Genomic DNA, 25,485 nt, shown 5'->3' on the forward strand with positions numbered 1-25,485 from the left:
CATGCATCGTTATTGGACCGACCTCACAAGCCGCGACGCGGCGGCGCTGCCATCCGATACCGTGGCCATCCTGCCGGTTGCAGCGGTCGAGCAGCATGGGCCGCACCTCCCCGTCGGCACCGACGCCTTCATCAATCGCGGTATGATTGTCCGCTTCCTGGAACTTCTTCCGGACAATGTGCCGGCCGTCGTCCTGCCCGAACAGACGGTCGGCGCCTCCGCCGAGCATCTCGACTTCGCAGGCAGTCTGGCGCTGTCGCCGGCTCGGCTCATCGACAACTGGACGGACATCATCGCCTGTGCCGCCCGTGCCGGCGTCAAGCGCTTCCTGATCTTCAACAGCCATGGCGGCCAGAGCGGCTTCCTCGCCCACGCCGCCCTGGATCTGCGCGTCCGCCTCGGCCTGTTCGTGGCCTATGCCGCCTGGTTCGACGCCGGTTATCCCGAGGGTATGTTCACGCCCGAGGAGATCGCCTACGGCATGCACGGCGGCGCCATCGAGACCAGCCTGATGCTGCACCTCCGACCGGATCTGGTTCGTCTGGCGGAGATTGCCGACTTCCAGCCGAGCACGCGTGAGATCGAGGCCGTGGCGCGCCAGTTCTCGGCCAACCCAGGCAACGGTCGTCTCGGCGGTTTCGGCTGGAAGGCGCAGGATCTCCAACGCTCGGGCGTGACCGGCAACGCCACCGCTGCGACGGCCGAAAACGGCCGCATCCTGCTAGACCATGTGGCGACGCGCCTTGTCGAACTGGTCAGCGATCTCGGCAAGGCCGACGATTTCGTGACCCGGTACAAGGGCGCCTGACGGCTTCTTTCCGGCTCCTTGTGGATTCGCGTCCGAGCTTCCAGATCGAGGAGGACGGGCCGCCGCTCTGGGTTCGGGTGAGCGGCGGGTCGATCTCCGTTCATACGGGGATGCCGTTCGTGCTTACCGTACCGATCGCTGTGGCAAATAGGCTTGTCGCCGCCGGGTGATAATCTCCTCCTCGCTGAGGGATCTGGCCAGTGTGAGTAAAACACCATGAGCCGGCGCAGCGGCCCGATACTCTCTTTCAGATGCCGGTAGATGGCGCTGATTGCCTTGTGCTCGCAGCCCCAAGAATAAGACTTCGTCCCAGTTTTCGGGCCATACGAAAGCGATCTTCCCGGATCGTTATCGTTCTCACTGTGACTGACCGAAGCTTTTGGCTTGCCGCTCATCTGCAATTCGGATGTATTGGCAACAATGCCTTTCACCCACGAGGTCGATTGTTGACAGCGCCCGCACTTGAGATCGTGTCACTGAGCCGTCGCTTCGGAGAGACGGCTGCGGTGCGGAATGTCAGTCTTTCTATCGAGCGGGGAACACTGGTCTGTCTTGCCGGGCACTCCGGTTGCGGCAAGTCGTCGCTTCTGCGCCTCGTTGCCGGCGTAGACGTGCCCGACGCGGGAGACATCCGAATCGATGGTGAGGAGGTGGTGGGATCCAGACGGTTTGTCGAGCCGGAACGGCGCCGCGTCGGTTTTGTGTTCCAGGACTACGCGTTGTTTCCTCACCTGACCGTTCAGGAGAACGTCCGGTTCGGCCTGAGGGGGATGACGATAACTGACGGAAGCCGTCGGGTGGGAGATATGCTCGACCGCGTTGGGCTTGGCAGCCACGCCAATCGCTATCCGCATGAGCTGTCCGGCGGAGAGCAGCAGCGGGTAGCGTTGGCGCGAGCCCTGGCACCCTCCCCCCGTCTGGTCTTGATGGACGAACCGTTCTCGAACCTTGATCGCGCGCTTCGGGAAGGCGTCCGGCGCGACACCTTGGCGCTGATCCGCAGGTTGGGAATCACGGCAATCATCGTCAGCCACGATCCGGAAGAGGCTCTCTCGTTGGGCGACAGGGTCGTGCTGATGCGGTCTGGCGAAGTCGTTCAAACCGGAAGCGCCTACGATCTGTACGACCGGCCGAATGGGATCTACGCCGCCAGTTTCTTCGCCGCCTGCAACAACTTGCCCGGTCTCGTCCGCAATGCAACGGTCGAAACGGCGATCGGTGTTCTCCCTCTCCGGGACTGTTTTTCCGAAGGCGACCGCGTCGCCGTCCTAGTGCGCCCATCGGCCATCGAAGCCGTTCCAGCCTCCGAGGGGGAGAGACAGGTCTGCGAAGTGATGGCGCGGCAGATGCGGGGGGAGATGGAGGCTCTTTGGGTCTCGGTGCCGGGCCTCGACGAGCCGCTGGAGATCCGTTCCACGCGCCGGCTGCCGGCCGACGTGCGCCACGTCGCCATCCAGATGGCGCCGGAACAGGCCATGATCTTCAGGACGTGAAACGCACCGCTGCGGCGAACTCGACATCACCAGGACGACACACCCGGCGGACCCTGGATGGTCTTTGCCGGCCGCGAGTTGTCCTACTCTCATTCCATGTGCCAACAAGAGTCACCTCTTGTAATAAGAATAATTCTAATAATGTGGACTATTTTGCTTTCATTCCCAAATCGAACGAACTGCCGCATGAGCGAGCCAGTTCAACTCAGAAGGTCACTTTGTCGCTGAAAAGGCGGAAAAATCTCCTGTCGCCTGACGAGTTACCCCGATCTGCGATCGATGGTTCTTAAATGGATTCAAAAGTGCGACCAGATCTATAAAGTTGACTGAAATTATCAACTATGATTGCCTCCTCCCCGTTCGATACTGGGAGAAAAGAAATATGCGACAGATTCTCCTCGGCCTGACGGCGTTCGCAACCTTCGCCGCAGTCGGTCAAGCCGCCGCCGACGTTAACATTTACACGACGCGCGAACCGGGGTTGATCCAGCCGCTTATTGACAGCTTCAGCAAGACGACGGGCGTCACCGTCAATACCGTCTTTCTCAAAGACGGCCTTGCCGAACGCGTAGCCACCGAAGGTGAGAGCTCACCGGCGGACATCCTGATGGCCGTCGACGCCGGCAATCTGGTCGACCTCGTCGACAAGGGAGTGACGCAAGCAATCGATTCCGAGGTCCTCAAGACAGCGGTGCCAGCCCAGCTTCGCGACGAGAACGATCACTGGTTCGGCCTTTCCTACCGCGCTCGCATTCTGTATGCGGCTAAAGATCTCGACATCTCCACCTTCAACTACGAGGATCTTTCCGATCCCGAATGGAAGGGCAAGGTGTGCATCCGCTCTGGTCAGCACCCCTACAATACGGCTCTGTTTGCCAGCCACATCGTCCATCACGGCGCCGAGGCCACCGAAACCTGGCTCGCCGGTCTCAAGACGAATCTCGCCCGCAAAGCAGCCGGCGGCGACCGCGATGGCGCCCGCGACATTCTTGGGGGCATCTGCGACATCGCCATCGCCAACTCCTACTACGTCGGCCTGATGCGGTCGGGCAAAGGCGGAGAAGACCAGGTGAAATGGGGTGAGGCGATCAAGGTCGTGCTGCCGACCTTCCGCGATGGCGGCACGCAGGTGAACATCTCGGGCGCGGCCGTCGCCAAGCATGCTCCCAACAAGGAAGACGCGGTGAAGTTCCTGGAGTATCTCGTTTCCGACGAGGCTCAGGAAATCTATGCCAAGGCCAACTACGAGTATCCCGTGAAGGCCGGCGTGGTGGCTGATCCAATCGTCGCCTCCTTTGGCGAGCTGATTGTCGACAAGACGCCGCTGAGCGAGATCGTCAAGCATCGCAAGACGGCCAGTGAGCTGGTCGACAAGGTCGGCTTCGACAGCTGATTGGAGCGGGCGGGACGCGCCGCGTTTCGCCCTTCCCCGCCATGAGCAGCGCTCTCGCAGAAACGTCGGTATCCATGGCCGTCCCGCGTCGTGCGTGGAAGGGCTGGCATGTTGCGGCCGGACTGACGGCCATTCTTGTCCTGCTGCCGGTGTTGGCGCTTGGCGCCGAAGCGGCACATGGCTCGGTAGGACTGTGGTCGCATCTCGCCGGCACGGTCCTTCTCTCGGCGCTTGCCGATACCATGGTGTTGCTGACCGGCGTCGGCCTGATCGCCGGCTGTCTAGGCGTTGCCCTCGCTTGGCTTGTCACTGCCTACGATTTCCCAGGGCGCCGTCTTCTCGAATGGGCGCTACTGCTGCCGCTCGCCGTACCGACCTACATCGTCGCTTACGCCTATCTCGACATCCTGCATCCGATTGGGGCGGTTCAGGGCACGATCCGCTGGATCTTCGGCTACGCAGGACCGCGCGAGTTTCGACTGCCCGATGTTCGCTCGCTCGCCGGCTGTGTGTTGCTGTTGTCGCTGGTGCTGTACCCCTACGTCTATCTGACCACGCGGGCGATGTTTCTCACGCAATCGGCCAATCTTTGCGATGCTGCCCGCACGCTCGGTACCCCGCGTCGTCAGCTGTTTCGGCGCGTCGCGCTGCCGCTCGCCCGTCCGGCCATTGCCGTTGGCGTCAGTCTGGCGCTGATGGAAGCGCTCAATGACGTCGGAGCCTCGGAGTTTCTCGGCGTCCGCACGCTGACGGTGTCGATCTACACGACCTGGGTCACGCGAAGCGATCTCGCTGGGGCCACGCAGATCGCGCTTTTGCTCCTCACCATCGTCGTGGCGCTCGTCTCACTCGAACGTTGGGCGCGGCGTCGACAAGGCTATGCTGCGGGCGCCCGCAGTCGGCCGATGACGCCCATCGAGCATCGAGGCTTTAGGGGGATTGGCCTGTTCATGCTGGGCGTACTGCCTGTGTGTCTCGGGTTTGCGGTGCCTGCCGGTTACCTCGCTCTGGAGGCCTTCAAGCGCTGGCGGTTCTCCGGTCTGTCGCCCCGCCTTATCGACGAGGCGATAAACACCGTTCTCTACGCCGGCGGCGCAACCGTGTTGACCCTCATTGCCGGAATCACGACCGCCTTCGCATTGCGCCTGTCATCGGGGCGGCTATCTCCCCTGCTCTATCGTCTGTCGACGATCGGCTACGCCATGCCGGGCACGGTGGTCGCCATCGGCGTGCTGCTCGTCGTGGCCCCGTTCGACCGCTTCATCGACGGCACGTCGAAGCAATGGTTCGGCATGTCCACCGGCCTGCTCTTCATCGGCTCCGGCGCGGCCCTGATCTATGCCTACGCTGTTCGCTTCCTGGCCATCACGACCGGCAGTGCCGATGCCGGCCTTGCTCGTGTGCCGCGATCTCTCGATGACGCTGCCCGTACGCTCGGCTGCACGGCCGGCGGTGTGTTGCGCGCCGTGCATCTGCCGCTGACGCGCGCCTCGCTCTCCGCTGGCGCCCTTCTGGTCTTCGTCGACTGCGTCAAGGAACTGCCCGCGACTTTGCTTTTGCGGCCGCTCAACTTCGAGACGTTCGCCACTCATCTTTACGGCGAAGCGGCGCGCGGCACCTATGAGGAAGCCTCGATCGCCGCACTGGCTATCGTCGTTGTCGGCATATTGCCGGTCGTCTTGCTAGCAAGGGTTGGGCGAAGGGCGTGACGTTTATTGCGCGAACCTCGGTCAGATCGGAATGGCGGCGATGACGGTCGAGGGCTGAACGATCTCGTCCTGGGCCGCGATCATCACGATTTCCCGGCTTCCGGCTTCAACGGTTTTGTCGAGCAGGCCGAACACCGAGGATACCGAGCGCGACAGTGCCTCCGGGACGGAGCGCGTCGTCAGCCAGTGTATGTAGAACAGAGCGGCTATGGCGTCGCCCGCCCCGTTGATCGACAGTGGCAGTCGCCGCGAACGAGCAAGCCACAGGTTGCTGCCGTCGGAAGCTACGATGTCGAGTGCCTCATCCGGCGTGCTGTCGACGATCAACGAGGTCACAAGCACCACCTTGGGCCCAAGTGCATGCAGGTCCGCGATGGAGCTTCTCACATCGTCCATGGTGGCCGTTGGCCGACCGACCAGGAAATCCAGCTCGAAGTGATTGGGAGTGACGAGGTCGGCTGCCGGCATCGCCTGATCGCGGAAAAACTCGGGTACGCCGGGGCGCACGAAAACGCCTCGCCCGACATCGCCGATTACCGGATCGCAAGCGTAGGCCGCCTTTGGATTGGCGTCTCTTACCAGCTTCACGGCCCTGAGGATCGAAGCGCCAATGTCCGGCTCGCCGACATAGCCCGACAGCACGCCATCGCAGTTGCCCAACACGCCCCGCTCGGAAATGCCATCCACGCAGTCGTCGATCAGCGAACTGTCGAACACCTGACCTTTCCAAGAACCGTAGCCGGTGTGGTTTGAGAACTGGACGGTATGGATCGGCCAGACCTCGTGTCCGAGGCGCTGCATGACGAAAGCGGCGGACGCATTACCAACATGGCCATAGGCGACGTGGGACTGAATGGACAGGATGTTCATGGAGTGTACTTCGAGAGAGACGACAGGAACCAGCGCCACGGGAGCGAGCGTTACCCCGCAGCAAAACGACTCTCGCAACTCTCAGGCAACAGGCGAAGCCGCGCAAGTCGGTCGCAGTGGCTTTCCCGCCGGACAACTCACTTCAGACGGCTACTGTGGCGAAGCACGAGGCCGGCCGCGCCGAGGCAGTTGTCGTTGTCAAGAAACTTGCCGGCCTTGAATACCGGATAGTGAGCCTCGTCGACGTCCTCGTGCTTGACGAAGGAGTGCTTCTCATAGCTGGCGCGCAAGGGCGCGAGCAACAGTTCGCCGGCACTGGCCAGGACCCCCGAAATGATGAACAGCGGCGGATTGATCATGGCGCCGGCCATGCTGAGTCCGCGTCCAGCCGCTTCGCCGGCATCGGCAAGAAGACGCCGGAAGCCGGTTTCACCCTGAATGGCCCTTGAAACGATCTCGCTCACGGGCATCGAGCGGCCAAGCCAATCGGTTGCCATTCTCGAAACGAACCCGGCGCCACAGTAAAGCTCGAGGCATCCCCGGTTGCCGCAGCGGCAAAGCGGGCCGTGCGGATCGATGACGATATGGCCCATCTCGCCAGCCGAGCCGGAAGCGCCGACAAGCGGCTTCCCGTCGATGACGATGGCTCCGCTGACGGTTTGGTTCAGCTTCAGCAGGACAAAGTCGCTGCTCCCGGTGGCGGCGCCCCACATCATCTCGGCCAACGCGGCGCAGTTGCTTTCGCTGTCGGCGAAAATCGGCTTTTCCAACACCGGCTGGAATGCCTCACGGAAATCGATGCCTTGCCAACCGTGCAGGGTCGAGGAGCGCATGATGCGGCCGTCGGGCGCCAGTGGCGCCGAGAGGGCAAAGCCGATACCGATCAGGCCACCGTAGGCAAGGCTATGCTCCTTGTAGAGCGTATCGACGGCATGCTTGACGACGCGAGCGGCTTTCGTGGGCGAATACTCACGCTCCACCGGCATCGCCAGGTCGGCTACCACGTTGTGCGCCACATCCGCCACGATCACCCGGATCTCGTCCACATCCAACAAAGCGCCGACACAAGTCCCGGCTTCCGGATTGAGTGAGTGGGCGATGGCCGGCCGCCCCGGACCAGGATTGCGCGTTTCCATCTCGACGACGAGATTCGACCGTTTCAGGTCGGCGAGAATGGTGGAGACGGTCGATCGGGCAAGGCCGGTATTGCGAGCGATCTGCGATGTGCTCACCGCGCCATGCCCGCTCAGGGCCCTCACCACCTTCACAACCGGCGAGTCCAGCTCGCGGCCGTAGAGCAGCCCCTCTAGTTCGCTGGTGAGCATGTTGGCCAATTTTGTCTCCGACGAACTTAAGGGATAGTGTTCACCGACGCTTTAACGTTCCCCGCGACAAAACGGTAATGTCGCGCCTTTCTTGCGTCAATGACATAATAGGGGCGCGCCAAGCGATATAAATCTTATCTCTCTTTGATTGACCGGAAAATTCAATCATCTAGTTCATAATTCGGCGTAAATATCGGGTCTTTGCGTGGTCTATTATGTCGTAGATGACAAAATGATCCTTGACAGAGTATGAACGCGAGCCATACTCCGTAACCAGTCGCGCTAGAAACGACTGGGAGGAATGCCATGACAATGAAATCTGCTGCCGCGCGTGCCGCACTTGTCGGAGGACTGCTGCTGACGGGAACCAGCCTGGCTTCGGCTGAGGAATTAACGCTATGGACACTGAACTTCAGTTCCGAAGCGTCCAACGAAGCATTCAGCAAGATCACCAGCGGCTTCGAGGCGGACAATCCCGGCGTCAAGGTCACCATCGTCACCCGTGGCACCGACGATCACAAGACCGCCATCCGTGTGGCCGCCGGTACCGACAAGGGACCCGACATTTATTTCATGTGGGCCGGTCTCGGTCTGGGTGGAGAATATGTAAAGGCGGGCCTCAGCCTGCCTCTCGACAAGTACTACGCCGAATACAAATGGGACGATGAGCTGGTTCCGGCTGCCGCCTCATTCTCCCGCATCTACGAGGGCGGTCGGCATGGCGTGCCGTTCACCTTTAAGGGAGAGGCACTCTATTACAACAAGGTGCTGTTCGAGAAGGCAGGCATTACCGGCACACCTGCCAATTACGATGAACTCGTCGCGGACGCCGAAAAGCTCAAGGCGGCCGGCATCCCGGCGATCGCCTTCGGCGGCACCGTCAACTGGCACGTCATGCGCCTGATGGACGTGATCCTCGAGGCCAAATGCGGCGCCGATAAGCATGACGCGCTGATGAACATGGCGGTCGACTGGACCAAAGAAGCCTGCGCGACAGATTCGTTCGTCGAGTTGGACAAGTGGGCCAAGAACTACATCCTGTCGCCGTTCATGGGCATCGATCAGGCACAATCCTTCAACCTGTTTGTCGCAGGTCGTGCCGCGATGATGCTGGAAGGCGACTGGCTGGTGCAACAGCTCGCTGAGGCCGGAAATCTTGACGACTACGATCTGTTCCCGTTCCCGACCGGAACCAATCGTCTCTACGGTTTCGCCGAATACCACTATGTGAGTACGAAGAGCAAGAATCCGGATCTCGCCGCCAAGTTCCTCGACTACTTCAACTCGACCAAGGTACAACAAAGTGTGCTCGGAAAGTTTAGCACATCGTCCATCAACAAACACGTTGTCTATGACAACCTCCGGCCGATGGACAAGAAGTGGCTCGACATCTTCAACACCTACGACAAGGTCTACATGAATGGCGACCAGGCCTTCCCACTCGACGTGACGACGGAGTATTTCCGCGTCATCAACGAAGTGGCCAGTGGCAATATGGCTCCCGCCGACGCCGCTGCAGCTCTGCAGACCTTCATCGCCAACAAGGGCTGATCTCCCCCTGAAGCCCGACGCGGCCGGCTGCCCTTCCCGCTGCCGGCCGCATTTCTCGACGCCCCAATACACTGGGAGGAGCCCTATGGCCTCGCGCGCCATTTGGTCCGACACTCGCGTTCAGGCCGCACTTCTGTTGGGGCCAGCGCTCGTCATCTACGTGGTCTTTGCCGTTTTCCCGATGATCGACGTGATCTGGCTGAGCTTCTTCAAGTGGAATGGCCTTGATCCGGTCAAGGTCTACGTCGGGACCTCCAACTACGTCGACGTTTTCACCAAGGATCCCGTCTTCTGGGGAGCCTTCCGGAATACCGTCATTTGGACCGCGCTGTCCGTGGCCATTCCGCCGATGATCGGACTCGCTTTGGCACTCGGCCTCAATCAGCCGATCTTCGGCCGCAATACCTTGCGTGCCGTCTACTACCTACCGGTCATCATCGCGCCGATCGCCGTCGCGACAATGTGGCGCTGGATGTACGACCCCTTCTTCGGACTTTTCGGCCAGATTCTAGCTTCACTCGGTCTCCAGTCCTTGATCATGGATTGGCTTGGCAACCGCGACATCGCCCTCTATTCGGCCTTCGGCGCCTATGTCTGGCAGTCAGTCGGCTTCTCGATGGTGCTGTTTCTTGCTGGCCTTCAGAGTGTCAACAAGTCGCTCGTCGAGGCGGCACGTATCGATGGCGCAGGCCGCTGGGCCATCTTCCGCTACGTAACGCTGCCTGCCTTGCGCACGACCCTCACCATCGTGCTCGTTCTTGCCATCATCTCTTCGCTCAAGGCATTCGACATCGTCTACGGCCTTACCGGCGGCGGCCCCGCCCAATCTACGCAGGTGCTTGCACTCTGGGCGTTTACCCAGTCGATGCAGATTTTCGACTTCGGCCGCGGCAGCGCCATATCCGTCGTGCTCTTGGGCGTCACGCTCGCCATCGTCATCCCCTACATGCGCTGGACGCAGAAGCGTGAGGAGGCCTCGGAATGACGCCCATCCCGTCTCCTTTCGCCGACGAGACCGTCATCAAGCCTCCGCGTGACTGGGTGCTGGTCGGCTTGTGGATATCGCTCTTCGTCGTAGCGGTGATCTGGATCGCCCCTTTCGTCTTCATCGTCTTCACCTCGCTGAAATCGACGACTCAGGTGATGACGACCAGCGCCTTCTCCCCGCCGGTCGATCCCCAATTCGGCAACTTTGCCTCGGCCTGGGCGCGCGGGCGTTTCGAGACGACCTTCGTCAACTCGGCCGTCATCGCGGCGATCAAGGTGCCGCTTGGTCTTATCCTGTCGGCCATGGCCGCCTATGCGCTGGCCAAGATTCCGATGCGCTTCGGCAAGCTGGTTCTGATGCTGATCCTGTTCGGAACGATGATCCCCTTTCAGGTGATGCTGGCGCCGATCTTCACCCTGGTGAACGGCCTCGGGCTGATCGACACCTATCCCGGGGTCATCCTGCCTTACCTTGCGTTCGGCATCCCCTATCAGGTGTTCATACTGCATGGCTTCTTCCGGGCCATCCCACATGAACTGAGCGAAGCGGCGCGCATCGACGGAGCCTCGCATTTCGTGACCTTCCGGCGCGTCTTCCTGCCGGTGTCGCTGCCGGTGCTGGCGGCCCTGTTCATCCTCGACTTCGTCGCAACCTGGAACGAGTTCGCCATGGCGCTGGTCCTGTTGCAGGACCGGGAAATGTGGACGTTGCCGCTCGGCCTATCCGCCTTCCAGGGACAGTTCTCGCGCGACTACGGCCAGCTCAACGCGGCGATCGTCATGACCGTACTGCCCGCCACAATCGTCTACCTGATCTTCCAGCGCTATTTCGTGTCCGGCCTGACGTCCGGCGCCGTCAAAGGCTGAAACTCAACGGGATAATCAGAACATGTCCAAGCAGAGCGTATCCAAGTGGGGTATTTTTGAGGCTGCCTTTCGCGGCCCGGTTGCCGGAAACCCCTATCTCGACGTTAGTTTCGAAGCGTTTTTCAAGCAAAACAGCCGCGTTATCCGCGTGCCCGGCTTCTACGACGGAGAGGGGACTTACAAGGTTCGCTTCATGCCCGACAACGAGGGCGAATGGACCTTCGCCACCATTTCCAACGTTGCCGAACTGGATGGACAGAGTGGTGCCGTCAGCGTTGAAATGCCGGCGCCGGGCTGCCACGGCCCGGTCCACGTCGCCAACCAGTTCCATTTCGCCTATGCCGACGGCACGCCCTATCTTCCCTTCGGCACCACGAGCTACGCCTGGACGCATCAGCCGCTCGAGTTGCAGGCTGAAACGCTGAAAACGCTGGCCGAGGCGCGCTTCAACAAGATGCGCATGGCGGTCTTCCCGAAGGACTACCCGTTCAACGTCAACGAACCTCTGTTCGATATCTTCGAGCGTGACGACGAAGGAGAGCTCGACTTCGACCGTCCGAACCCGCTGGCCTTCCGTCACTTCGAAACGCAGGTGGCGGCGCTTCGCGATCTCGGTATCGAGGCCGACATCATCATCTTCCACCCCTACGATCGCTGGGGTTATTGCGAGATGTCGGCGGAACAGGACTACCGTTTCGTCGCATATCTCACGGCGCGCCTCGCCGCATTCAGAAATGTCTGGTGGTCGCTCGCCAACGAGTACGACTTCCTGCTCAACTCCAAGCCGATGTCGCAGTGGGATCGCTATTTCCAGATCATCGAGGAGAACGATCCTTACCGGCATCTCAAGTCGATCCACAACGGAGACGTCAAGGCCAACTACGACCACCGCAAACCGTGGGTCAGCCACGTCTGCATCCAAAACTGGGACGTCAAGCATACCCAGGAATGGCGCGACGCCTATGGCAAGCCTGTGGTCAATGACGAGCCCGAGTACGAAGGCAACATCCTCTTGTGTTGGGGCAACATCTCGGCCGAGGAGTTGGTCCATCGCTACTGGATCACGTTGCTGCGCGGCGGATATGCCGGTCATGGCGAGACCTTCATGCACCCCGAGGACATCCTGTGGTGGGCGAAGGGGGGCAAGTTGCGCGGCGAGGCCTGGAAGCGGATCGGTTTCTTGCGCGATCTCCTCGAACAGGACGTCAAGAAGGGCCTTACGCCCCTGGCCTCCTCCGACAACTGGCCGTGGAGCCGCGTCTCCGGCGCCAGCGACGGCGACGTCGTCTACATCTATCTTGGCGAGCATCAGCCGGTGATCTGGGCTCCGGGCCTGCCCACCGAGCCGGGCGACTACGATGTGGATGTCATCGATACCTGGAACATGACGGTCAGCCCGGCGAAGATCGTCGATGCGCCGGCCAACCATCCGACCCGGCATGGTGCGCAGACGCGGTCGAGGCGGCCAGACGCGGTTTTTGCCGTCGAGTTGCCCGGCAAGCCGCATCTCGCCATCCGCGTTCGTCGCCGCCGTTGAGGAGAAGGCAATGGCCAGCGTAACGATCAGCAATGTTCGCAAGAACTACGGCGCCGTCTCCGTCATCCATGGCGTCGACATCGACATCCTGCATGGCGAATTCGTTGTGCTCGTTGGGCCGTCGGGATGCGGCAAATCAACGCTCCTGCGGATGATCGCCGGCTTGGAGGTCATCTCCGCCGGCACCATCTCCATCGAAGGCAAGGTGGTGAACCAACTGGAGCCAAAGGACAGGGACATCGCCATGGTGTTCCAGAATTATGCCCTTTACCCGCAGATGACGGTCGCCCAGAACATGAGCTTTGCTCTGGAGCTCGCCAAGGTCGACAAGGCGACGATCAAGCAGAAAGTGGATGCCGCCGCCGCCATCCTGGGCCTGGAGCCCTTGCTCGACCGCAAGCCCGCGCAGTTGTCCGGTGGCCAGCGCCAGCGCGTCGCCATGGGGCGCGCTATCGTCCGCAATCCCAAGGTCTTCCTGTTCGACGAGCCGCTTAGCAACCTCGACGCCAAGCTGCGCGTTGCCATGCGGGCCGAGATCAAGAGCCTGCACCAGCGGCTCGGAACGACCGTCGTCTACGTCACGCACGATCAGATCGAGGCCATGACCATGGCAGACAAGATCGTGGTGCTGAACGCCGGTCGCGTCGAACAGATCGGTACACCGCTCGAACTCTACGACCGCCCGATCAACCGCTTCGTTGCCGGGTTCATCGGATCGCCGGCCATGAACTTCGTTCGCGGCACGCTTCTACCGGGACAGGCCGGTTTGAAGGTCGCCTCTGGCGCCGTCATGGTTATCGGGGCCTATCCCTCGGAGTTGGTCGGACACGAGGTTGAGTTTGGTATTCGGCCGGAACACATACAGGTCGCCGATGGTGGCGACCTCCAAGCCCGCGTCGAGGTCGTCGAGCCGACCGGTTCGGAAACGCATGTCGTTGTCGACGCTTATGGCGAGAAGCTGGTTGCGCTGATCCGTCGCCGTATGCCCATATCGGTGGGGGACACGCTTCCGATCGCCTTCGAGGAGGGACAGGCTCATCTCTTCGATGCCGAGAGCGGGAAACGGCTCGGCGTCGAGGCAAGTTCTTGCTGAGGCGTCCTCGATCGACAAGTGCGCATCCGATCAAAAGCCAAGGCGCCGGAAACCTACGTTTCCAGCGCCCTGAAGCGAACCAACAGACTTTGGCCCGAACGTCGAACTGATGCGATGAATGTCACGGGCGACCGCCCGCGTCTGTCTGAAAGACTATCAGTGCAGATCGCCGATCACTGACTCTGCATTCGGGGCCATGATGGATGTGTCGAGACCGGCTTTCTCCATCTCGTCGATGACCGCGGCAAGTGCGAGGTCGAGACAATAGGAGGTGAACTCGGCGTTCAGGGTCTTGGACGTCTGGCGAGCGTAAATGATAAGGCGCGCAAGGGCGGCAAACTCTTCTGTATCGGCCAGGACGGCCTTGTCGGTGGTTCTATCCAGCATCTCGATCCCCTTCCATGCCCGCAAGACTGCGACAACGGAACGGACATAACCAAGCCAGCCGTGACAGCGCCGTTACAGATGAGAAACACGGGGCCTACCTCTGGGTAGCAAGCATGTCGAAATAGGACGTATGCGAGAAGTCCCATCCCGGCGCCTGAACTGCACGCTGGTCATCCGCCAGTTCCACCGCCCTCACGAGCGCCGCCGCGTCGAGAGCTTTCTGGTCGACACGAAACGCCTGTACCAACTCACCAATACGCGAGCGATCGTCCGGAGAAAGCGATGCCCCCGCGAGGATCGTCTTCCACGTGCGCTCCTTGTAGAAGATCGACGAGGCCGCTTCGATCAGGGCGTGGGTCTGGCGATCATCGACGAGGCCGGCGTGATGCAAGCGATCGATCGTGGCTCTCACGTTGACCAAGGGTTCCGATAACGGCGCATAGTCAAGCTCTCTTGGTGCATGCAAGAGAGCAACTTCGGCGTCGTCTTCCACGCCGCCGTTGGAGTAGGCTTCATAGATGGCCCCTATGCCCTTCATCCCGAAAGCGGCGCATTCGGCGGCCCGCAGCGCTCCTATGCTCGCCGCGCCGAACATGCGTACGCCGACGGACAGGCCGTGAAGGATTTCCTTGTGCCAGACGGCCGCCGTTGTCTCAAAGTAGCCGTCAACAAGACCGATGACGTTGGCGCCCTCCTCTACCGCCCGACGGATGTCGCCCTTTGCCGCTGGCGGACGCAGTTCGATGTCGGGCGCGATCTGCGCATTCATCCCTTGAAGCGAAGGACCGGCAAATATCAGTTTCATCGGAACACCAGAAGACGTGAGAGCGCCCTAGCCCCAAACCGGCGTTGCCGTCGGCCCTCGGGGTGCTCCAGCCCCGGTACGATCATCTTCACCACCGCGAACCGATCCTCGTGGGGATTCATCCGAACCGCGATGACGTGGCCGATCCGCCGTTCCCTAAGCCTGCTCAGCACGCGTGACAGCATAGCCTCCACCCCGTCGCCAGGAGAGCTCAAGTCTTCGGGGGCCGAGCTTTGGGGGCTCAAGTTCAACTTGTGCCGAAGAAACTCGGACGCGTTTCCTTCATAGACGCCGTCCTCGACGTCATCTCGCGTTCCGGTGATCAGGGTCAGCCGCGACTGGACCGCTTCGGTCATGGCGCGGAGCGCGGCGCGATAGGCGACCGGATGGGTCCCGCTTCCCATCGTTACGTCCATATAGCGAAGGGAACGACGTTTCGATGCCTCGGCCGGAGACATGAGGGCGGAGATGGTCGGCACGCCCAAATCGCTCGTCATGTCGAAGAGCTGCAGGCGGAAACCCGCCCGTTCGATCCGATCCGCCAACTCGCTTGCAACGGGGTCTCCAAGATCGGCGCAGGAGAAACAGGTCTCAGCTTGCTGCTCCATGCGGCCCAGAGACCATAGGGTGTCGGCGTCTCGCTCGATGCGTTCGAGAAGGCCATGGAAGATCGCCTCCCTCTCGGTATTGCCGGAGGCAACTCCGTCCGACGATTGCCAGAAGTGGGATGGGCGGGTGAAATTGAGCTGGACCGCTTCGAAGGGAACCCAGACGGTGCCGCCGTCCATCAGGTCTCGTCCCACGACCCAACCCAACCGGCAGATGCGATCCATCGGCTGGTGACCGGCCGCGATGAGGTCGTCGAGCGGATCACAACGCTCGCCTGCCTGCGAAAGCTCTTCCGCTGACGCGAACCGAACCGGCAGGCTCGGGCGCTCCGCGCACGCTCGCTCAAGCGCTTCCATGACGGCCGAAGCTTTGGCGTCGACGTCGGATATGCCCTTGCCTTGATGAACCGAGAGCGCGCGAGCATTTGGGCGCATGGCATTCCAGACCGGAATGCCTATGCGATCCAGGCCTGTTACCTTGGCGATACGCGTGATGCCGTGCTCCGCGAGGGCTGGCATCACGCGCGCCAACGTTTCTTCCGGACGGCACATGCGGTCCGAGTAGTTGTGTCCGTTGGATGTCACTTACGTCGGACCGCAGGTGCAATTAACCGTTGAGACGGCCCGAATAGGCGCTGAGACGACCGGAGAAAGCTTCGCCGTTGCCGGTGAAAGCCTCGTCCCCGCTGTCGAGCGCCACGGCGAGATCGACGCCGGCGACGAGCTTCGCGCCCTTGTCGCGAGCGGTCTTGGAGAAGTCGAACGGTTCCTTGGCCGTATCAGGAAGGGCGGATACCGTTCCGTTCTCGAAATCGACAAGCCAATATCCGGACTCGCCGGATACACCAATAACTGCCAACTTAGCCATGTTCGTCTCTCCTCATAGTACGGGCATCACCTGAAGCCCGATCTGCGCAGGCCGTCTCGAAACATGTCCATCTTCCATTTCTCGCGGATGGGCACTTTCATCAGCCAATCGTCGACCGTAAAGTCGGGATAAATTGCCAGAGTACGGCGCATCTCCCTTCTGGCGTTGCGTTGATCGCCGAGCATCGCGTAGGCAGCCGCCGCCAGCCTTCCCGCCTTGGCTTGATCGGCCATGCGGCCGATGCAGGCGATCGCCTCGCCAAACTCCTCCAGAAAGAAGTTCGCGCCGGCCGCCGTCCACCAATAAAGGTCGGGACACAGGGGGTTGAGCTCGATCGCACGCCTGATCTTGTCGAGAGCGAGGATCGGATCCGCTGCGTGAACGAGAGTGTCGGCATGGTCGGCTATCAGATCGGCATGCGATGGAGCGCGACTTTCCGCCTCCATGAAAGCTTCCATGCTTTCGAAGAACTGCCCCTGATAGAGTTTGGCGACACCGAGCTGATGATAGCCGCCGGCATCATCCGCGCCGATCCTTATCGCGTCCCGTGCGTGAGCTTCCGCAGACTGAAGCAGGTCTCTGTCGCCTCTGGCCGTCAGGAGCCACTCGAGATGCTCGGTTCGCGCCAGTCCTGCGATGGCCGAAGCGTATTCCGAAGCGTCGAGAAGGGCAGCCCGGAAGAACTTCCTGGCGCGACGAATGCCGGGTAGATCGGCAACGGAAAGGCTATGCTGGCCAAGTAGATAGTTCTGATAGGCCGTTGGTCTCGACACTGTGTGGATCTTGGACAGTTCCTTCCTTTCGATCGAACCGGCGGTCTCGAGCACGATGCGGGCGACGAGTTCTCCGTAAGTATCCGGGAGGTCGTCCGGATGGCCGCGAAATTTCTCCGACCAGAGAACCTCGTCGCCTTCGACATGGACGAGAGTTGCATAGAGTGCCGCCTTGCCATTCCGCTCCTGAAGGCGCGTCTCCAGAACGTAGGAGACATCATACTGTTTCAGAAGGTCGATCTCCTCCGTCGCCATGGTGGCAATCCGCCTTGCGGTGTAGGGAGCTACAATCGCCATCGTGCGGATGCGGCAAAGACCGATAGTGACGTCTTCGATCAGGCCGGACATGAGCGCCCAGTTGTGCTGCTCGTCGGGCCTCCTGGGGGGCAATAGCAAGAGGCGCGGCAGGCGTGGCCGTGACGACGCCGCCGATTCCTGTGGGCGAGGTTCCTCCCGTTCCGGCGTCGGCGTCGCGGCGACGGCAGCAACCCTTTTTTCCTCGTCATTGAAGAGCAGGCGGGCGAAACGAAGCATATCCTCCGATGGCTGGGTGTTGAGCTCGGACCAGAGTTGCTGGCGATAGCGATCGTATATGAGGCGCGCCTGCGACAGCCTCCGGTCCTTGGCGTAAACCCGCATCAGCACCTGATGGGCGACATCGCTGTAGGGGTCGAGTTCGATCAGCCGAGCGGCGGCCGCCTTGATCGACGCCCCGTTCTGTCGCGACAGCATGGCCGCGGCGTCTTCCAAGGCTGAGGCGAACTCGCCCAGCCAGAAGTCTCGCCGCTCGAGCAGCCAGAGTTGGCCGGCCTCCGAGGGAATGTCGAGATCGGCGAGAAACTGGCCCGTCATGCTCCGCAGGAACAAGTCGAGGCGCGCGACAGGATCCAGGAGACTCCTTGTCTGCATCTCCTCGAAATCGAACCGGATGTCACTTCGGTTGAGAGTGATATCGGTCGATTCTATGTCAAGAAACGTTGCGCCCAGCTCGCGTTGGCGCGTTCTGACCCGTGACAGGAGCTGGCGGAGATTGCCCAACGCCTTTGCGCCACCATCCTCGTCTTCTCCCCAAAGGAAAGACGCCAGCTCGGCACGGGAAACCCGGCCGGACGGCCGGAATCCCATGAATACGATTGCAGTGAGACCCTTGTCGGGAAATCCGGCGGGCTGCCCGTCGGGACCGATCAATCGCATATCGCCGAAGGTCTTCAGTCCGAAGGGCACGCGGTCCCTCCCCTCCTTGGTATGAAAGCGACCAGAGGCTCAATGAGAGCGAAGTCTGCCGGCATCCGCTTCGGTGGCGTGACTCGTGAGCGACTCGTTGCAGTCGTCGGCGAGCAACTTTACGAGATCGACGATCGAGCGCCTGACTTTTGCACTCCTGATGCGAACAAACGCCTTATTGAGAGCTACGCCATCCCGTGTCAGCAACGAAGTCTCCGCAGCATCCGACAGCGGGTCGCTCTCGAGCTCGGGGTAGTCGGCCATGTCTTCGAAGAAAAAGCTGATCGGGACCTCGAAGACGTTGGCGATCGTCTGGAGACGAGATGCACTGATCCGGCTCGTCCCCTTCTCGTATTTCTGTACCTGCTGAAACGTGACCCCCAACTGCTCCGCCAGCCTGCCCTGACTCATTCCAACGAGAAACCGGCGCATTCTGACGCGGGCACCAACGTGGATGTCGATCGGGTTCGGCGACTTGACTGTCATGGGAGTCTCCGGCTTTGCAATGGTCGTCAGGTATCGTAGCGATCAAGAGAGCTTGGGAAGCTGGCAGGGAAAGCCACACCACGAATTAGTGTATTTCATGATGCATACAAAATAAAGTAGCGAGGGCGCTTTGATACTCAATGTCGAGGCCTGCTTGCGATTTGTACCGAGGCAGAAAAAGAAACAAGGAAGCAAATTTAGCCTTCTCAATCGGCCAATTGTTTGAATCCCTTCATTGCCCCTGTGACGAGGAATGGACTACTATGACTGGACTTGAGCAGGTGGGCACAAGAATCCCGCCGCCAAAGGGATGAAACAAAAGGGAGGCCTGGTACGAAATGACCGGGGCCGATTGCGTTTTGGGCGTGGACCTGGGCACGTCGTCGGTGAAGGCGGTCCTCGTCGATCGGGACGGTCGTATTCTTGGCCAAGGCCGAGCGGAGTACGGCTTTGTCAGTCTTCACAGCCTGTGGGCCGAGCAATCCTCGGAAGTCTGGCTTCATGCCTTCACGGAGGTCGTGCGGGAGACTCTCCTGCGCTCGGGCGTCACCGCGCAGAACGTGAGGGGCATGGCGGTATCGGCGATCGGTGGCGGCACCGGCATACCGGTCGACGTCGGCATGCAGCCGATCCGTCCTTGCCTGCTCTGGCTCGACCGCCGCGCCAAGATCGAGAGCGAGCGGGTCCGCCAGATGATCAGCGAGGAGGATCTCTACTCCATCACCGGCAATGGCGCCGATTCCTATTTCGGCTTTACCAAGATCCTCTGGATCAAGAACCACGAGCCGGAAGTCTGGTCGCACATCAACTATTTCCTGCCGCCAAATGCCGACATCATTTACCGCCTGACCGGTGAAATCGCCATCGACCACTCGCAGGCGTGCAATATTGGCGGCGTCTATGATCTCGGCAAACGGGCCTGGTCCGAGGAAATGGCGGATATTCTGGACATCCCTCCCTATTTCTTTCCGGAACGGCTCGTCGGATCGCAAGAGATCGTCGGGCGGCTGCACAAGGCCGGCGCTCGCATGCTGGGCTTGATGGAGGGGATGCCGGTTTGCGCCGGTGGCGTCGACGCCGCGGTTGCGACGCTCCGAGCCGGTGTCGTGCATGAGGGGCAGCACGCGGCCATGTTGAGTTCGTCCACCTGTTGGGGCTTCATACACTCGAGTGCCGACCGTTTCCCCGGCCTCGTCTCGATGCCCTACGTGATCGACAGCGAGACGCTCACCTATTCCTACGGCGGGTCGGCGACATCGGGTTCGGTCGTCCAATGGTTCCGCGACAACTTCGCCGACAATGAGCGGCTGGTCGAATCTCTGACCAGCGGCGGCAAGCGGCGCATATCGGCTTTCGATCTTCTCGACGAACATGCCTCGACCATTCAGCCGGGTTCCAATGGCCTGATGGTGCTTCCCTATTTCATGGGCGAGCGAAGCCCGATCTGGGACGTCGATGCGCGTGGCACCATCACCGGGCTGACGCTCAACCACACCAAGTCCCACCTTTACCGGGCCATGCTGGAAAGCGTCGCCTATGCGCTCAAGAACAATATCGAATATGGCAGCGCTGCCTTCAGCGGTCTGGAGGATCAGTTGACCGTCGTCGGCGACGTCTCGAAGTCCGACTTGTGGGTGGAGATCATCACCAATGTCACCGGCAGGCCGGTGCGGGTCCTGCCCAACAGCGGCAAGGCCGCCTATGGCGCGGCGGTAATCGCCGCTTACGGGATCGGGATGATAGATCGTCAGCAAATGGCGGACTGGCTGAGCGTCCAACCCGCAAGGGTCCTGACGCCCGATGCGGATGCGAATGCCGTCTACGAACGTAGTTTCGAGAACTTCAAGCGGCTCTACGAGCACATGAGGTCCTACTTCCCGATGGCAACGGAGACGTGACGTCGCCTCAGGCGGCGGCAAAGCCCTCAAGCGGGAACTCGTATTCCTGCGCCTCCTGCGACTTGTGGCGGAACTCGCTGGGCGTGACGCCGATGACCTGCCGAAACAAGCGATTGTAGTTGGACACGTTGTTGAAGCCCACGAGGTAGCAGATCTCCTGGATCGAGCGAGACGTCGAGAACAGATACTCGCAGGATTTGTTGATCCGCGTCTTGATAACGTAGCGACGAAACCCGATGCCGGTGCATTCGATGAACCAGCGAGAGAACATCTTGTAGCTCATGCCGACAAGTTGGGCCGCTTCCTCCATCGAGACGTCTTCGTCAATGTGCTCGCGAATATAGTCGACCACCTTGTTGAACCGCCTGAGAGACGCGGTACGCATGTCGATGAAATAGCGTGACGTTCCCAGCACCGTCTTGCGGCGGCATTGTTTCAACTGGTCGATGATGCGCATGAACGAGATCAGTCGCTCCAGCGGCTCCTGCGTGTCGATCGTGTTCATCAGGCCGTAGACTATCCGCTGCGTCTCGCCGCCGTATTCGACGCCGAACACCGCCTCGTCGAAGGCGGGACGGAGCAAGCGTAGCTCTGTCAGCACGTTGGCGCTCGCCTCGATCCACTCCTTTCGGAACTGCAAGATTAGGTCGCGTTCGGGAACCATGGTTCCGCTGCGGGCATCACTGACGAAGTTGTGCGGCGTGTACGGGCCGATCAGGAACAGGCTGCCGGGCCGGAAGTTCAGCACGTTGTCGCCTATGAACAGCTTGCCGCTGGTCCTGACGATCTGATGCAGTTCGTATTCGGGATGGAAGTGCCACTTGTCGCTGTCGTTCGGCCATCCGCAGCGTTCGAAGCGAAAGGAGTTTCCGAGGTTGTTGTCGTTCACGACGAGCGACGGCTTCATTTCCGGCATGGTCGATCCTTCATCCGTCCAGTCTGCGACAGCTCGCCTTCCTCCGATGATCGGAAGCTGGTGGCACGTCTGTCAAGTCGGAGGCAAACCCACCCGATCTACTCAGACTAAAGGCCAAGCGGCAGGCCTATTTCCCTAGATGACTCAATGGTTGAGTAGAAAAAGTACAAGACAAATCAGGAAAATCGTCTAGGGGCTCCCGCGTCAGTCGGCTAGAACGAATCCGCCGAAAGGCAATAATTACGGAGGAGACGTTATGAATATCAATGCAAAAGCGGCGCTTCTCGCCGCTTCGGCGACGCTTGTTCTGTCGGCAGGCGCAGCTCTCGCCAAGGACGCTCCCAAGATTGGTGTTTCCTTTCAGGAAATGAATAACCCTTACTTCATCGTCATGAACGAGGAAGTCACGGCATTCGCCAAACTGCTCGGCGATAATACTGAAGTTTACGTCGCCGACGCCCGCCATGACGTTTCCAAGCAGCTCAGCGACATCGAGGATATGGTCGCCAAGGGCGTGAACATCCTGGTGGTGAATCCGACCGACTCCGAGGGCGTGCGCAGCGCCGTCGAAGCCGCCAAGGCCAAGGGCGTGACGGTGGTGTCCGTTGACGCGCAGGCTGCCGGCGTCGATGCCTTCGTCGGCTCCAAGAACTACGACGCTGGCGTGCTTGCTTGCGATGCGATGGTCAAGGAGATCGGCGGCAAGGGCGAAGTCGCCATTCTCGACGGCATCGCCGTGGTTCCGATTCTCGAGCGTGTGCGCGGCTGCAAGGACGCCCTCGCCAAGGCACCGGACGTCAAGTTGGTCGACATCCAGAACGGCCGCCAGGAGCGCGACATCTCCGTCGGCGTCGCCGAGAACATGATGCAGTCGCATCCGGATCTGAAGGGCATCTTCTCGGTCAATGACGGTGGCGCCATGGGCGTTCTCGCCGCCATCGAGGGCTCGGGCAAGGACGTGGTGCTGACCTCGGTCGACGGCGCTCCGGAAGCGGTCAAGGCGATCGCCGCCGGTACTGCCTTCAAGGCGACGGCCGCCCAGTTCCCGCGCGACCAGATGCGCATTGGCCTCGCGATCGCTCTTGCCAAGTACATGGGCGCCCATGTTCCGGCCGTGATCCCGATCGACGTCGAGCTCGTCGACAAGTCCAACGCGGAAACCTTCGCCTGGTAATCGATCCGCCGCGGGGAGACTTAAGCCCCTTCCCGCGGCGAACTCGCTTTCCGGACAGTTCGATCAGCACCGCCGTCCCGGACGGCGCGTTCCGAGGGTTTCGCCATGCTCGAAATGAAACACATCACCAAGAGGTTCCCCGGCATCGTCGCCCTCAACGATGTCTCCCTCTCGCTGAAACGCGGCGAGGTTCACGCGCTGGTCGGCGAGAACGGTGCCGGCAAGTCGACGCTGATGAAGATCCTGTCGGGCGTCTATCAGGCCGATGAGGGCGAACTGCTGATCGACGGAGCGGCAGTTCATCCGACGCGGACTCGAGAGTCGGAGAAGCTCGGCATCAACATCATTTTCCAGGAGTTCAGCCTGGTTCCCGATCTCAACGCCTTCGAGAACGTCTTTCTCGGCCGCGAGATTCGCACGAAGCTCGGTACGCTCGATCGTCGCACCATGCGTCGCATGGCACGTGAGGCTCTCGATCGACTCGACATGCATTTCCCACTCGATTGCCCGGTCGCAGAACTGACGGTGGCCGAGCAGCAATCGGTTGAAATCGTCAAGGCGACCATCTTCAAGTGCAATTTCCTGGTGCTGGACGAGCCGACGGCCACCTTGACGCCGCGCGAGGTCAAGAAGCTGTTCGAGGTGATCGAGCGCCTGAAGGCCCTCGGCGTCGGCTGCTTCTTCATTTCGCACCATCTCGAGGAGATCTTCGAGATCGCCGACACCGTGTCCGTCCTGCGCGACGGCTGTCATGTCTACACCGGGCCGGTCAACGACTGCACGCAGGACGAACTGATTTCCAAGATGGTCGGCCGTGAGGTGACGCAGGCCTTCCCGGCCAAGCGCGGCGTCGCCGATGCTGCCGAGCCCCCGATCATGGAAGTGCGCAAGCTGCGTTTTCCGGGATCGCAAGACATCTCCTTCGAGGTGCGTCGCGGCGAAATCCTGGGTGTTGCAGGGCTGGTGGGCGCCAAGCGCACCGAAAGCTTCCTGGCGCTGATCGGTCGTGATGCCTCCATCGAGAAGGAGGTCTTGTTCCAGGGGAAGCCGATCGAGTTGCGCTCGCCACACGAGGCGTTGAGCCACGGCATCGGCTACCTGCCGGAGGATCGCAAGCGGACCGGCCTGTTCCTGCCCTTCTCCATCCGCTCCAACATCGTCATCAGCACACTGACCCGGCTGACCAACAAGTTCGGCATGGTGCTGTCGCGCGAGGAGAAGGCGCTCAGCGACCGTTTCATCGATCGCATGCGCATCCGCACCACCTCCGATCTCAAGACAGTCTCGGAACTGTCGGGTGGCAACCAGCAGAAGGTCATCATCGCCCGTTGGTTGGCCAGCAACTGCAAGCTCCTGATCTTCGACGAACCGACGCGCGGCATCGACGTTGGCGCCAAGGCGGAAATCTACGTCATGCTTCAGGAACTGGCTGCGCAGGGTCTTGGCGTCGTCGTCATTTCCTCGGACCTGCCGGAAGTGATCGGCCTTTGCGACCGCGTGCTCGTCATGCGTTACGGCTCAATCCGCGCCACGCTGACCGGCGCCGACATCAACTCAGAAAAGATAATGACTTACGCCTCGGGAGGTGAAAATGGGTGAAGCTGCTGCCGCCGGTGCAACGCCGCGCGAAGAGCCCACCGGAGTGGTTGGCCTTGCCAAGGCCGTCGTCGCCCGGCCGGAGTTCGTGTCATTCGTGGCGCTGATCGTTCTGATGATCATCACCTCGATGATGAACGAGAACTTCTTCACGGTCGACAACCTGATGAACATCACGCGTCAGGTCTCCACCACCGGTATCATCGCCGTTGGCATGACCTTCGTCATTCTGACCGGCGGTATCGACCTGTCGGTCGGCGCTATCGTGGCGCTTGCCTCGACGCTGATGGCCGGCATGATCGCCAACATGGGGTTCCCCTTCTGGGCCGCGGCCCTGGTGGCAATCCTCGGTGGCGCGCTGACCGGCGCCGTATCGGGCTTCTTCATTGCCCGCTTTGCCCTGCCGCCGATCATCGTCACGCTGGCAATGATGGAGATCCCGCGTGGTCTCGGTCTCATCTACACCAATGGCTATCCGCTTCCCATCGACCGCGAGTTTGGCTTCCTGGGCCGGGAATACGTCCTTGGCTTGCCGATCCCGACGCTGATCATGCTGATCGTCTTCGCGGCTGCCTACTTCGTGCTCAACCGTCTACCGATCGGCCGCTATGTCTACGCCGTCGGCGGCAATGAGGACGCGGCCATACTCTCGGGTATTCGGACGGCGCGTATCAAGCTGATGGTCTACGCCGTCTCCGGCCTCACCGCCGCCATCGCCGGCATGATCCAGACGTCGCGTCTCCTGTCCGGCCAGCCCAACTCGGCCATTGGCGTGGAGCTCGATGCCATCGCAGCCGTGGTGCTCGGCGGCACAGCAATCACCGGCGGCCGCGGTCACATCGTCGGCACCCTGATTGGCGCTCTGTTGCTCGGCGTCCTCAACAACAGCCTCAACATGATTGGCCTGTCACCCTACAGCCAGCGCGTCGTCAAGGGTGTGATCCTGCTGGTTGCCGTTCTTATCGGCTACCTCCGCAAGCAGAACTCCCGCTGATCCGGAAACCCGACCGGACCACCGGCCCGGTCGGAAAACGCGGCCAGTCAGTCGAGTGCCGCAGTCATCCTGCCGCCGACTGATCGCCACCGAGCCGCCTGAAACCGAACACCTCCGAACGCC

The 25,485-nt window shown here is 61.0% G+C and carries 22 protein-coding genes; 13 read left to right on the forward strand and 9 right to left on the reverse strand.

Going from position 1 to position 25,485, the window contains the following annotated elements; genetic code table 11:
• The first annotated feature begins 1 nt into the window (after position 1).
• From M4J40_RS01520 to M4J40_RS01535, 4 genes are all read left to right on the forward strand, one after another.
• The gene (locus M4J40_RS01520; RefSeq protein WP_251751529.1) at positions 2 to 808 is read left to right on the forward strand and encodes a creatininase family protein; all 807 of its coding nucleotides are present in this window, start codon (positions 2 to 4) and stop codon (positions 806 to 808) included.
• A gap of 446 nt (positions 809 to 1,254) precedes the next feature.
• A complete protein-coding gene (locus tag M4J40_RS01525; protein ID WP_251751530.1) occupies positions 1,255 to 2,301 on the forward strand; it encodes an ABC transporter ATP-binding protein in 1,047 nt (348 codons plus the stop codon).
• Between the two features lie 382 nt (positions 2,302 to 2,683).
• The gene (locus tag M4J40_RS01530) at positions 2,684 to 3,694 is read left to right on the forward strand and encodes a Fe(3+) ABC transporter substrate-binding protein (protein ID WP_251751532.1); all 1,011 of its coding nucleotides are present in this window, start codon (positions 2,684 to 2,686) and stop codon (positions 3,692 to 3,694) included.
• Between the two features lie 41 nt (positions 3,695 to 3,735).
• Positions 3,736 to 5,403, forward strand: a complete 1,668-nt coding sequence (locus M4J40_RS01535; protein ID WP_405030705.1) for an ABC transporter permease — start codon at positions 3,736 to 3,738, stop codon at positions 5,401 to 5,403.
• 21 nt (positions 5,404 to 5,424) lie between these two features.
• On the opposite strand, the gene pdxY is transcribed toward M4J40_RS01535, so the two are convergent.
• Complete coding sequence (gene pdxY, locus M4J40_RS01540) at positions 5,425 to 6,273, reverse strand: pyridoxal kinase PdxY (protein ID WP_251751534.1); 849 nt, start codon at positions 6,271 to 6,273, stop codon at positions 5,425 to 5,427.
• A 137-nt stretch (positions 6,274 to 6,410) separates the two neighbouring features.
• Positions 6,411 to 7,598 carry an ROK family transcriptional regulator gene (locus tag M4J40_RS01545; RefSeq protein ID WP_251751646.1) on the reverse strand — a complete coding sequence of 396 codons (1,188 nt, stop codon included), beginning with the start codon at positions 7,596 to 7,598 and terminating at the stop codon, positions 6,411 to 6,413.
• Between the two features lie 306 nt (positions 7,599 to 7,904).
• On the opposite strand from M4J40_RS01545, the gene M4J40_RS01550 reads away from it, so the two are divergent.
• The 5 genes from M4J40_RS01550 to M4J40_RS01570 all read left to right on the forward strand — a co-directional run bounded on the left by M4J40_RS01550 (position 7,905) and on the right by M4J40_RS01570 (position 13,633).
• Positions 7,905 to 9,149, forward strand: a complete 1,245-nt coding sequence (locus M4J40_RS01550; RefSeq protein ID WP_251751535.1) for an ABC transporter substrate-binding protein — start codon at positions 7,905 to 7,907, stop codon at positions 9,147 to 9,149.
• A gap of 85 nt (positions 9,150 to 9,234) precedes the next feature.
• Positions 9,235 to 10,134 carry a carbohydrate ABC transporter permease gene (locus M4J40_RS01555; RefSeq protein WP_251751536.1) on the forward strand — a complete coding sequence of 300 codons (900 nt, stop codon included), beginning with the start codon at positions 9,235 to 9,237 and terminating at the stop codon, positions 10,132 to 10,134.
• Entirely contained in the window at positions 10,131 to 11,003 is an 873-nt protein-coding gene (locus M4J40_RS01560; protein WP_251751537.1) for a carbohydrate ABC transporter permease, read from the forward strand. Before M4J40_RS01555 ends, M4J40_RS01560 begins: the two co-directional genes overlap by 4 nt.
• A gap of 22 nt (positions 11,004 to 11,025) precedes the next feature.
• Positions 11,026 to 12,540, forward strand: coding sequence for a DUF5060 domain-containing protein (locus M4J40_RS01565; protein WP_251751538.1), 1,515 nt, complete (start codon positions 11,026 to 11,028; stop codon positions 12,538 to 12,540).
• Between the two features lie 10 nt (positions 12,541 to 12,550).
• Positions 12,551 to 13,633: an ABC transporter ATP-binding protein gene (locus tag M4J40_RS01570; RefSeq protein WP_251751539.1), complete on the forward strand. Its 1,083-nt coding sequence runs from the start codon at positions 12,551 to 12,553 to the stop codon at positions 13,631 to 13,633.
• A gap of 156 nt (positions 13,634 to 13,789) precedes the next feature.
• On the opposite strand, the gene M4J40_RS01575 is transcribed toward M4J40_RS01570, so the two are convergent.
• The 6 genes from M4J40_RS01575 to M4J40_RS01600 all read right to left on the reverse strand — a co-directional run bounded on the left by M4J40_RS01575 (position 13,790) and on the right by M4J40_RS01600 (position 18,784).
• Complete coding sequence (locus M4J40_RS01575; RefSeq protein WP_251751540.1) at positions 13,790 to 14,020, reverse strand: hypothetical protein; 231 nt, start codon at positions 14,018 to 14,020, stop codon at positions 13,790 to 13,792.
• A gap of 94 nt (positions 14,021 to 14,114) precedes the next feature.
• Complete coding sequence (locus M4J40_RS01580; RefSeq protein ID WP_251751542.1) at positions 14,115 to 14,825, reverse strand: TfuA-like protein; 711 nt, start codon at positions 14,823 to 14,825, stop codon at positions 14,115 to 14,117.
• Positions 14,822 to 15,985, reverse strand: a complete 1,164-nt coding sequence (locus M4J40_RS01585; protein ID WP_257235034.1) for a YcaO-like family protein — start codon at positions 15,983 to 15,985, stop codon at positions 14,822 to 14,824. Before M4J40_RS01585 ends, M4J40_RS01580 begins: the two co-directional genes overlap by 4 nt.
• Positions 15,986 to 16,040: 55 nt before the next feature.
• The gene (locus tag M4J40_RS01590) at positions 16,041 to 16,301 is read right to left on the reverse strand and encodes a hypothetical protein (protein WP_251751546.1); all 261 of its coding nucleotides are present in this window, start codon (positions 16,299 to 16,301) and stop codon (positions 16,041 to 16,043) included.
• 26 nt (positions 16,302 to 16,327) lie between these two features.
• The gene (locus M4J40_RS01595; RefSeq protein WP_251751548.1) at positions 16,328 to 18,298 is read right to left on the reverse strand and encodes a BTAD domain-containing putative transcriptional regulator; all 1,971 of its coding nucleotides are present in this window, start codon (positions 18,296 to 18,298) and stop codon (positions 16,328 to 16,330) included.
• A 39-nt stretch (positions 18,299 to 18,337) separates the two neighbouring features.
• A complete protein-coding gene (locus M4J40_RS01600; protein WP_251751549.1) occupies positions 18,338 to 18,784 on the reverse strand; it encodes a helix-turn-helix domain-containing protein in 447 nt (148 codons plus the stop codon).
• Between the two features lie 338 nt (positions 18,785 to 19,122).
• On the opposite strand from M4J40_RS01600, the gene M4J40_RS01605 reads away from it, so the two are divergent.
• Positions 19,123 to 20,682, forward strand: coding sequence for an FGGY-family carbohydrate kinase (locus M4J40_RS01605; protein WP_251751550.1), 1,560 nt, complete (start codon positions 19,123 to 19,125; stop codon positions 20,680 to 20,682).
• Positions 20,683 to 20,689: 7 nt separating this feature from the next.
• Here M4J40_RS01605 and M4J40_RS01610 read toward each other — a convergent pair whose 3' ends face one another.
• Positions 20,690 to 21,598: an AraC family transcriptional regulator gene (locus M4J40_RS01610; protein WP_251751551.1), complete on the reverse strand. Its 909-nt coding sequence runs from the start codon at positions 21,596 to 21,598 to the stop codon at positions 20,690 to 20,692.
• Positions 21,599 to 21,860: 262 nt separating this feature from the next.
• Here M4J40_RS01610 and M4J40_RS01615 point away from each other — a divergent pair, with 262 nt between their 5' ends.
• From M4J40_RS01615 to M4J40_RS01625, 3 genes are all read left to right on the forward strand, one after another.
• Complete coding sequence (locus tag M4J40_RS01615; protein ID WP_311134049.1) at positions 21,861 to 22,772, forward strand: substrate-binding domain-containing protein; 912 nt, start codon at positions 21,861 to 21,863, stop codon at positions 22,770 to 22,772.
• Positions 22,773 to 22,877: 105 nt separating this feature from the next.
• On the forward strand, positions 22,878 to 24,371 hold the full coding sequence (locus tag M4J40_RS01620; protein WP_251751553.1) for a sugar ABC transporter ATP-binding protein: 1,494 nt from the start codon (positions 22,878 to 22,880) through the stop codon (positions 24,369 to 24,371).
• Positions 24,364 to 25,362: an ABC transporter permease gene (locus M4J40_RS01625; RefSeq protein ID WP_251751554.1), complete on the forward strand. Its 999-nt coding sequence runs from the start codon at positions 24,364 to 24,366 to the stop codon at positions 25,360 to 25,362. Before M4J40_RS01620 ends, M4J40_RS01625 begins: the two co-directional genes overlap by 8 nt.
• Positions 25,363 to 25,485 lie beyond the last annotated feature (123 nt).

It is taken from the genome of Pleomorphomonas sp. JP5 (assembly GCF_023721815.1).
Lineage (GTDB): Bacteria > Pseudomonadota > Alphaproteobacteria > Rhizobiales > Pleomorphomonadaceae > Pleomorphomonas.

Excerpts from the sequence above, each read along its gene's own strand:
- M4J40_RS01520 (WP_251751529.1), top strand. The coding sequence starts at position 2 with ATGCATCGTTATTGGACCGACCTCACAAGCCGCGACGCGGCGGCGCTG.
- M4J40_RS01530 (WP_251751532.1), top strand. The coding sequence starts at position 2,684 with ATGCGACAGATTCTCCTCGGCCTGACGGCGTTCGCAACCTTCGCCGCA.
- M4J40_RS01535 (WP_405030705.1), top strand. The coding sequence starts at position 3,736 with ATGAGCAGCGCTCTCGCAGAAACGTCGGTATCCATGGCCGTCCCGCGT.
- pdxY (WP_251751534.1), bottom strand. The coding sequence starts at position 6,273 with ATGAACATCCTGTCCATTCAGTCCCACGTCGCCTATGGCCATGTTGGT.
- M4J40_RS01545 (WP_251751646.1), bottom strand. The coding sequence starts at position 7,598 with ATGCTCACCAGCGAACTAGAGGGGCTGCTCTACGGCCGCGAGCTGGAC.
- M4J40_RS01550 (WP_251751535.1), top strand. The coding sequence starts at position 7,905 with ATGACAATGAAATCTGCTGCCGCGCGTGCCGCACTTGTCGGAGGACTG.
- M4J40_RS01555 (WP_251751536.1), top strand. The coding sequence starts at position 9,235 with ATGGCCTCGCGCGCCATTTGGTCCGACACTCGCGTTCAGGCCGCACTT.
- M4J40_RS01560 (WP_251751537.1), top strand. The coding sequence starts at position 10,131 with ATGACGCCCATCCCGTCTCCTTTCGCCGACGAGACCGTCATCAAGCCT.
- M4J40_RS01565 (WP_251751538.1), top strand. The coding sequence starts at position 11,026 with ATGTCCAAGCAGAGCGTATCCAAGTGGGGTATTTTTGAGGCTGCCTTT.
- M4J40_RS01570 (WP_251751539.1), top strand. The coding sequence starts at position 12,551 with ATGGCCAGCGTAACGATCAGCAATGTTCGCAAGAACTACGGCGCCGTC.
- M4J40_RS01575 (WP_251751540.1), bottom strand. The coding sequence starts at position 14,020 with ATGCTGGATAGAACCACCGACAAGGCCGTCCTGGCCGATACAGAAGAG.
- M4J40_RS01580 (WP_251751542.1), bottom strand. The coding sequence starts at position 14,825 with ATGAAACTGATATTTGCCGGTCCTTCGCTTCAAGGGATGAATGCGCAG.
- M4J40_RS01585 (WP_257235034.1), bottom strand. The coding sequence starts at position 15,985 with ATGTGCCGTCCGGAAGAAACGTTGGCGCGCGTGATGCCAGCCCTCGCG.
- M4J40_RS01590 (WP_251751546.1), bottom strand. The coding sequence starts at position 16,301 with ATGGCTAAGTTGGCAGTTATTGGTGTATCCGGCGAGTCCGGATATTGG.
- M4J40_RS01600 (WP_251751549.1), bottom strand. The coding sequence starts at position 18,784 with ATGACAGTCAAGTCGCCGAACCCGATCGACATCCACGTTGGTGCCCGC.
- M4J40_RS01605 (WP_251751550.1), top strand. The coding sequence starts at position 19,123 with ATGACCGGGGCCGATTGCGTTTTGGGCGTGGACCTGGGCACGTCGTCG.
- M4J40_RS01610 (WP_251751551.1), bottom strand. The coding sequence starts at position 21,598 with ATGCCGGAAATGAAGCCGTCGCTCGTCGTGAACGACAACAACCTCGGA.
- M4J40_RS01620 (WP_251751553.1), top strand. The coding sequence starts at position 22,878 with ATGCTCGAAATGAAACACATCACCAAGAGGTTCCCCGGCATCGTCGCC.
- M4J40_RS01625 (WP_251751554.1), top strand. The coding sequence starts at position 24,364 with ATGGGTGAAGCTGCTGCCGCCGGTGCAACGCCGCGCGAAGAGCCCACC.